We start from the raw sequence: 7,684 nt of genomic DNA on the forward strand, positions 1-7,684 counted from the left end.
GTCAAACCAAAAGCAGCTGATCTCTAGACAGCGCGGCATCCCCGCCAAAGGATGCCGCGCGCCCTACCCGCGCCTCATCGCGTGTCATCCATAGTGATGGCGCAATAGCGTGAGCATCGATTGTTGGTGACTGGCAATTTTCTCATCATTCCACGTCTTATCATCCCCGGAAATGAGATTGAAAATATGGGCCAGCTTTAGCGACTCATATCTTGGGCGATCATTAAATTCTGATCTTTTCACCTCAACACTTTTATTTCCAAAAGAGCTGTTTTCCCCAGGACTCAGCAAAGCAAGATTACCGAACATATCTAGGTTCTCTACGGTACGTCCACGCCGCTCATTTTGGGCATGGACGTGCTCGACAGAATTTTTCGATGTAATTCGATACTTCCGTAATTTCTCTTTGTCGTACCAACTCACCTTCTTTCGATTGCGCCACAAAATGTATTCGATCTTTTGGAACCAATAATGCTCAAATGCGGTACCTAGCGGCTGAGAAAGTTTGGTACAAACGTCTTCAATGTCATCCGCATCGACATTGCCTTTTCCAAGCAACGCAAAGCTTGCTTCTTTTTGGGTCAACGTCGTCAGCGATAGCTGGTTATCGATACCCTCTAATAGATGCTCAACCTCCGCCAGTGTCCAAGATGGGCGTTCAAGCAATCGTCCCAAGAAAGACGTCAGCCAGTATTGCGCACTTCTTTCGCCGCTAAAATAACGAACACTCTGAAGCTGGCTAAGATTTGAAGTCTCATTTAACGTGCGCTTGAGCCTATAACCACCCGCCTCTCGGCCCCACGAAACTGCCGACAGGCGTAAATGTTCTTCTTCCTCTTCGCTTTCCCGCACCCATTTCACGATCCATTGATCGAACTGGTAACGCACTTCCCACAGACACTCAATAAAATCAATAACCTCGTCCTCACTAGCCTCATGCGCAAACGCCAAGAAGCTTTTGCTCAGCTGAGTCTCAATGACTCGCGTGGCAATATCTGGCTTATTGCTACGATGAAGGAAAATGCGCAGCGCGTGCACGAGAAGTAAGGAGAAACTGATCGTTGAGCGGCAATACACATTAACCTCTTCGTCATCCGATACCGCCTCGGTGTCTGCGAGTATTGCACTGCGTTCGGCCAGCTCCGAAATTGACAATCCCTCATGTACCTGATGATCTTGCTTCTCTAAGCTAAATTTTCTTTTTGAAAAAGCTGCGAGATCTGTGTTTCCCAGCGAATCCCACTTTGCCTGGGAAAAGATCTTCCGCACATTTCGCTCAAAGTAATTCCCCATGTTCTCGCATGCCTGCCAGATGGCGTCATAACGATGCCTATCTTGCGATATCTTCTTGAGCAATAGCGATTTCAAGATGTCGCTCTGCTCTAGCTGTATCCCGCCAGTGTTCATGGTCGTAAAGAGGCGATTGACGTCCATATCCCGGGGCATCACGTTATTGACCCATTGGACCTGGTCAACGATGTACTGCTCGATGTCTTCGAGGAATGAATCCCCTCTATCGTGAGCAAGACTTCTCAGGCGATTTTCTAATGCGACCAAAGCAGCGTAGATCGATTTTGTATATTCGCCGCTGGCAATCTCATCGTCATTGGCTGCAATCTTGTCTCTAATCCCTGTCCAGAGTTCGAACAAACTCTGGACATTGTCCCTAATGGCAAATTTTAACCGCGGCACACTGTCGATCAACGCAAAACGCCCCAGCTTCCCCCCAGGGCGGACATGTGCGAATGCCACGGACAGCAATATCAGCGTTGTCATTCGCTGCTGCCCATCAATCAATTCAAGCTCAGCCCGACGAAAAGAGGGACTACGCGATAAGGAGGAGGAAACGATCGTTCCGATGTAGTAATGCGGCTCCTTCGCCTCTGACGCTGCGACGATGTCATTGAGCAATTTAATGACATCATCTTCGGACCAAACGTATGGTCTCTGATAGCTTGGAATTAACAACGATATCCGGGCACTTTGAAGATAGCCAATATTCTGTATAAATGTCTTAACGCCGCCGTTCATTATTGGCCCCCTTTATGCTGCAAAACCCGCCGATTAATCGCTGCAAGCAACGCCATGTCGTATCGCGCGGCCCCCTTCGCCGAGTCCTCCTCGTCTTCAATCGAGAAGTACTTTTTGACATGACGATAAAACTTACCTTTCACGCCATTTTCCTTGAGATTGTTCGTGTCCACTTTATACTCAAACTCTGTACAGAATTTCATCAGTTCGGCATGCGAATAACTTGATCCAATCCAGTCCATCACGGGTGTCGCATACGCGTGACTCTGCGCAGTACTTTCTCTAATGACGCGTTGGTTTTCTAAACGCTTGGAGAAGATCACTCGGAATAGATGTAATCCTGCTTCCACCAGATGTGTCACGCCAAACCGACTGACGTAGAGCAAAATGGCGGCCCGGTAAAAACGCTCTAAATGAATGCTGCCTTTGGACTCAATCACCAAGCCACAGTAAAGGGCATGAAATTGCCCAATATCGCTCGTCTCGTCGGCGATATGGCTGGACTTTTTGTGGAAGATTGCGTGCTGAAGAGAATGCAAATACGTCAAATAGTGAATTGAATTGACGCCAGCCGAAATAGGTTGACGAACGTCATACCCCGTTCTCGGCCCTTTGTACGTTCTGCGATCAGCCGAATAATCAACAGCAATTTGTTGATATCCCATGTCTCCGGCTAAGTGAGTCGTATCTTCGGCAAGCTCAAAAACGATTTGATCACGTACCTTCACCGGATCACGTTCGCTTGCCAGCTCACGCCAACGAAGGCTATTCCAAAGCCGAACTCTCATCACAGAGTCGATAACGGCTTGAATTTCCGTTAGATTCTCCCAAGACTTAGCATAAGCATCGCGTTCGCGAGCGCTCACGGCACGCAAATGAAATGCTTTGATAATATCTCGGCCGCCAAGTCGTTTCCCCCCAGTATTCTGGGTCTCGAAGAACCGATAGGCATCATCCTCGGACGACGTCACAACTAGCGTGACGTTAATTTTTGCGAGATCAATTTCCGGCAACGGCTGGTGTTCATACCGACTCCGAAACCAAGCAAGGTTCTTAATAATTCGATTCTGACTCTCCGGCGCAGAGAATTTCAGATCGGAAGTCCATTTGTGTTGATTCAACACAGATGCCAACAAAGCGATAGTTGTCAGACGCTGCTGCCCATCGATGATGTCTAAATACCGCTTGAATGGCTCCTTTTGCACTCGCTGATGCAAAACGACACTTCCCAAATAAAAGACATTGGGAGTTGATCGCTTATTCGCAGCCGAAAAAAAGACCTCCAGATCACTGACCAGACGTTTAAGCTGCGCCTCGTCCCAGCGATAAGGGCGCTGATATTCAGGGATATGTAAATGTCCCTGAATATCATTCCTATCGTCAGAGAAAATTCGCCCGCCTTTGAACAAATCCGCGAGCGAAACACTTGCAACAACAATTTCCCGGGTGCGCCCCCGCCCACCTCTAGCACTTTGTCCCAATGCATTACTCTCTAAAGTATTGGAGGATTACCCATGCACATTCCCCCTTATTGACACATACGTGGGATGAATACGATCAAACGCAATGATCATTCCCCCCCACGCGTATAAACATTAGATCTGAGATTCCCCTCGCCAGACAGCCTTCTCTTGGCGCTTGTCAAATTTCATCCGGCCCACGATGGTCACGCCTTTTTTAAGCAAAATCTCTTGTATCACCGGAACAGGCGAAACGTCGCAGTGTTGACGGATTAACTCTTGCTGCCCTTTAGCCTGCGCAAAGATGGCTTGATAACCAAACCGGCAAATCGTCTCATTAAACTGCCGGACCACGTCCGCGTCAGTGAGATCCATATGTGTGAGGCCATTGCGCGCATAGTCAGCAGATAGTGCAGTCGCACCATAAAGCAACATCGAAGGCGTTAGCGGGAAAATGAACTCGATCGGGCCATCCGATGGTGACACATAAGGTTCGCGCTGTTCGGGTTTCACACTGACGTCATACCAACAAACCGGGTTATCACTGGTCAGAAAAGGAAGTCCTGAACCATTATGAATAACCGCAAAACCCATTCTTTTCGTCAGCTCACCCACGGCTATCAACATCCCTGGCATGGCATGGATGGAGCGATGTGGATCAATGGAGATTTTTAGCTCATCCCATAGATTCGGCACATTAAGAAGAGGCACAGGCTTAGCCGGAAACAATCCCTGTGCATCCATGGAGCGCCCAGCCGCTCTCACATGTGCGGCTAACGTAGCTTCTGCCACATCTCTGGCCGCAGGCACCCGCACACGTTGAAGACCGACAAATCCCATCAAAGGCTCAATGACCGAGTTAGCATCCACTCGCCCTTTTAAGACAGATAAGACATCTGGCCACCTAGATTCCACCTCAGAAAATAAATTCTCTAATCGTTCATCATCAACACCGCCCTCAGGCGTTGGCTGGGAATAATAGAACTTATGAAAAGCTACGTTTTTAGGTGCGAGGCGAATCTCTTTGTCCGGATCATCTTTTCGGTACACCTGCACCATTCCTTGAGCGTCGACAAAACTACGCAAATACACTTGCGGAATGTAATGATGATTTTTCTTTCGCATAGATGGATGGCCAAAACTAAATCGGCTCATCATAAATCAAGTACGCCACATACGGCCCCTTGCAATGAGCATTTTTTGAAAGCTTAAAACTCGAACTATTTGGCTTTAGCACTTAGCACCGCTGCACCACCCTCTCTTTTAATTTCGCTTATTATATTCGCGGGGTGCATTGTCTTTAGGCGATGCTAATAGCTGTCCATTAGGGGAAAACATGGATAAGAAAAGCGCCGAAATGAAAACGTTGTCTCCGCTGGCAAGGCTCATTATTGATCGTGCCATCGACAATACAAATAGAAAGCTGATCGCAGGCTTTCGCAATAAGCGAAACTCGCAGGCGGGTCAAAAAAAGACTGACCTTAAAAACACCGTCGAAGATACCCTGGGTGCCACGTCCGCAAAGAGCGTGCAAGACGTTGCCAATCGTGGCGTTGCGTGGCGAGAAATGATTCAAAAAAGCCTCAGCCATGGCATCACATCACTTAACACCTTAAAGTTCGACGGCGAATTCTCCATTAAGAATGGCATTCCCGAAGACTTACAGCATGTACCCAATACACCTGGGGTATACGTGGTCTATGACCAACACAACACGCCTGTGTATGTTGGAGATAGTGGCAAGCTGCGCCAGCGCTGGCACGCCGGTCATCTCAATGAATTCAAACAAGGGGAAACCTCTGGCAAGCCTTATAAGCTGGCCGAGCAGTTCTCGGAAGGCTGTACCGTCAAATTCATCAACATGGAGTCCGCCACCACTGCTGCAGCACTAGAGGCCCATTTGATTCGGGAACATGTCCCCAAAATCAATCAGAAAGAGGAGCTCCTCAACGAACAGGGTACGCGCTCAAATATTGAAGCCAAGAAGATGAAGGACTCAGCCCAGCGCACAGCGACTTTGGTGGGAGGCGCGGCGCTAGAGGGCCTAAAAAACAGTGCGGCAGTGCTGCTCGAAGAATTAAGCGCAGTCATGATCAAGGCACTCAAAGACGAGATTGTTGATGTCTTTTTGGGCGGAACCGCCAAGCTTGCTGTCAGGCTTGAGCGATTTATGAAAAAGATCTGGGCTGTATTGGAGCGCTTAATTTCAAATTCATTCCAAGCTTTCAAGGGACTATTTGAGTTTGTCGTCAATGCAATCTCAAAGACTTTCCAGCAAATCTGCATGTTGGCACGAAATATCTTTGATCTTGCCAATTCAGCTTGGAATTTGTATCAAGGCGCGCAAACTTTGAGTACCGAAGAATTGGTCAAGAAGATCAGCGAAACGGTCATCATCAGCGGCACCATGATTCTCTTTGACGCATTAGATCCGGTCATTGAGGCGCAACTCGTGCCTCTCGTCGGACCAGTTGCTCCGTACTTGTCGGCGGTCCTGTCGGCCATCGGCTTTGGATTGTCTAGCCATTACCTGCAGCGCTTCGTTCCACAGGCCATCGAGTTTCTGATTAAAGTCAAACGCGGCTTCCAAGAATCCATTGAAGCCCAGCGTCAGGCCTTTGAGGCATTGGTATCTGTCCACGAGACCGAGTTCCAGATGCTGGCCTCTCTAGAAACCTATATCGTTTCGCACAACGACTTTAAAAACGATACGATTGAGAAGACCAAAAAATTGTCAGAGCATCGCCCTAAAACCAAACTCGATATCAACGCTCTTCTCAATAAGTAATCGCTGACATGACTTCCGCAAACAACTATGCAATCAGCACGATCACGAGAAATCCGCTGACCGTCAATCAACTTAAGACCGAATTAGACCTGTGCCTCGATGATCTTAAAGTCGCAATCGCTAATGCTGGCGAGGTCAACATCGCCGCCTCAGATTTTGCCAATAAAGGCACCTTCTCGGCGATTTTGTCTAGCATTTCTGGAACAAGTGACAAAAATCTCGCCAAATTGATTGAGAAAACTGCAGCCAGCTTAAAGGTCAGTCAAAGGGTGCTAGAAACTATTCTGAAAACTCAGACACAGAAGAACCAATTTCTCCGTGAATTTCATGACGCCTTAGTCAAGAAAATTGAACTGCTTCAGACTGACACCGACACGATGGATGAGAGCCAACGTGAAGCGGCGATCGCGATTGTGGAGGCGCTAAGTGACCACGTTGCGGCACAGATGGCATCTCAGGACATGGTCGAGCAGCACCAAAAGTGGCTACAAGATCTCGGCGAAGAACTACACAATGTGTATCCGAAACTTCGCACCTTAGAAGAGGATCGCCAAAAGCACATTGATATGCTGGGACGAATTGGAGAGGGATTAGACGCCGTCATCAAGGAGAACGACAATCTGACTGCGACGACTCAAGCGGCCAACGAGCATATTGAAGTGTTATCCAATACGCTGGCGCACCAGGCCAAGGAGATCACAACACTTCGCACCGCGCAAGAACAGATGATGCAACGTTACCAATCACTGGCCGACGATGCCGCTCGCCAGAACGCGCTGCCCGCGTTCTTCAAGCGCAACGCCATCTCAATCGGTGCATTCATCATGGGCGCAACTAGCCTAGCTTATCTTTATCGATAAAACGCTGCTGGACAACCAGTGCAGACTTAAAGTCTCAGAGAGACTGTAGACAAGGGCGCCATCTTATCTGGCGCCCTTGTCGTTTTTGGCGGCAACAATAAGATTTCTTCTTAGAACGAGGCCGACACCACCTAGGCCTCTCTCTATGTGGTGCACTAAGAGGACTAAGTGTTCCTCTGCTCGCTAAATTGACCCTCTCTAACTGATCCCAGTTTCCACCGCCTGGAAAACGCTGCGACACGGTCGTACGACCCTTCATATCCCAAGGCGCAAAGATCTACGTGCATCTGTTTCAGACTGCGTTTTTGTTTTCGAGATTTGGTCGATTCTGTTCTAAGCCAAGTAGATAGCTTGAACGCATACTTATCAAGAGCGCTTGGTGATTTTCTGTCCGCATAGACGGGCTCGATGGTTTCAGAGCGTATGTACCGTCTAACGGTATTTCTTGAAAGTAAGCGTCTTCCCAGTAACGTCTGTACTGCCTGATCCGATGTCCGCATGATTGAATTGGGTGCGAAATGAATTGTGCCCACAAATTCAATTAT

General features: G+C 48.3%; 5 protein-coding genes and 1 pseudogene. 2 read left to right on the forward strand and 4 right to left on the reverse strand.

Annotated elements, in window-relative coordinates; all coding sequences use genetic code 11:
- Positions 1–84: 84 nt before the first annotated feature.
- From BM062_RS14465 to BM062_RS14475, 3 genes are all read right to left on the reverse strand, one after another.
- On the reverse strand, positions 85–2,031 hold the full coding sequence (locus tag BM062_RS14465; RefSeq protein ID WP_092397981.1) for a DUF262 domain-containing protein: 1,947 nt from the start codon (positions 2,029–2,031) through the stop codon (positions 85–87).
- Positions 2,031–3,512, reverse strand: a complete 1,482-nt coding sequence (locus BM062_RS14470) for a DUF262 domain-containing protein (protein WP_092397983.1) — start codon at positions 3,510–3,512, stop codon at positions 2,031–2,033. The genes BM062_RS14465 and BM062_RS14470 overlap by 1 nt, the downstream gene beginning before the upstream one ends.
- Before the next feature lie 114 nt (positions 3,513–3,626).
- Positions 3,627–4,616, reverse strand: coding sequence for a DUF4238 domain-containing protein (locus tag BM062_RS14475; RefSeq protein ID WP_175501011.1), 990 nt, complete (start codon positions 4,614–4,616; stop codon positions 3,627–3,629).
- A gap of 211 nt (positions 4,617–4,827) precedes the next feature.
- Between BM062_RS14475 and BM062_RS14480 the strand changes: the two genes are divergently transcribed.
- Positions 4,828–6,279, forward strand: coding sequence for a GIY-YIG nuclease family protein (locus BM062_RS14480; RefSeq protein ID WP_092397987.1), 1,452 nt, complete (start codon positions 4,828–4,830; stop codon positions 6,277–6,279).
- 8 nt (positions 6,280–6,287) lie between these two features.
- On the forward strand, positions 6,288–7,139 hold the full coding sequence (locus BM062_RS14485; protein ID WP_092397989.1) for a hypothetical protein: 852 nt from the start codon (positions 6,288–6,290) through the stop codon (positions 7,137–7,139).
- A gap of 215 nt (positions 7,140–7,354) precedes the next feature.
- Here the strand turns inward: BM062_RS14485 and BM062_RS25940 are convergent.
- Positions 7,355–7,600 (reverse strand): annotated as a pseudogene (locus BM062_RS25940) (IS21 family transposase); the annotation flags it as partial.
- Between the last annotated feature and the right edge of the window lie 84 nt (positions 7,601–7,684).

Origin of the sequence: Collimonas sp. OK412 (assembly GCF_900112135.1) — a bacterium.
Lineage (GTDB): Bacteria > Pseudomonadota > Gammaproteobacteria > Burkholderiales > Burkholderiaceae_D > Collimonas > Collimonas rhizosphaerae.

Excerpts from the sequence above, each read along its gene's own strand:
- BM062_RS14480 (WP_092397987.1), top strand. The coding sequence starts at position 4,828 with ATGGATAAGAAAAGCGCCGAAATGAAAACGTTGTCTCCGCTGGCAAGG.
- BM062_RS14475 (WP_175501011.1), bottom strand. The coding sequence starts at position 4,616 with ATGCGAAAGAAAAATCATCATTACATTCCGCAAGTGTATTTGCGTAGT.
- BM062_RS14465 (WP_092397981.1), bottom strand. The coding sequence starts at position 2,031 with ATGAACGGCGGCGTTAAGACATTTATACAGAATATTGGCTATCTTCAA.
- BM062_RS14485 (WP_092397989.1), top strand. The coding sequence starts at position 6,288 with ATGACTTCCGCAAACAACTATGCAATCAGCACGATCACGAGAAATCCG.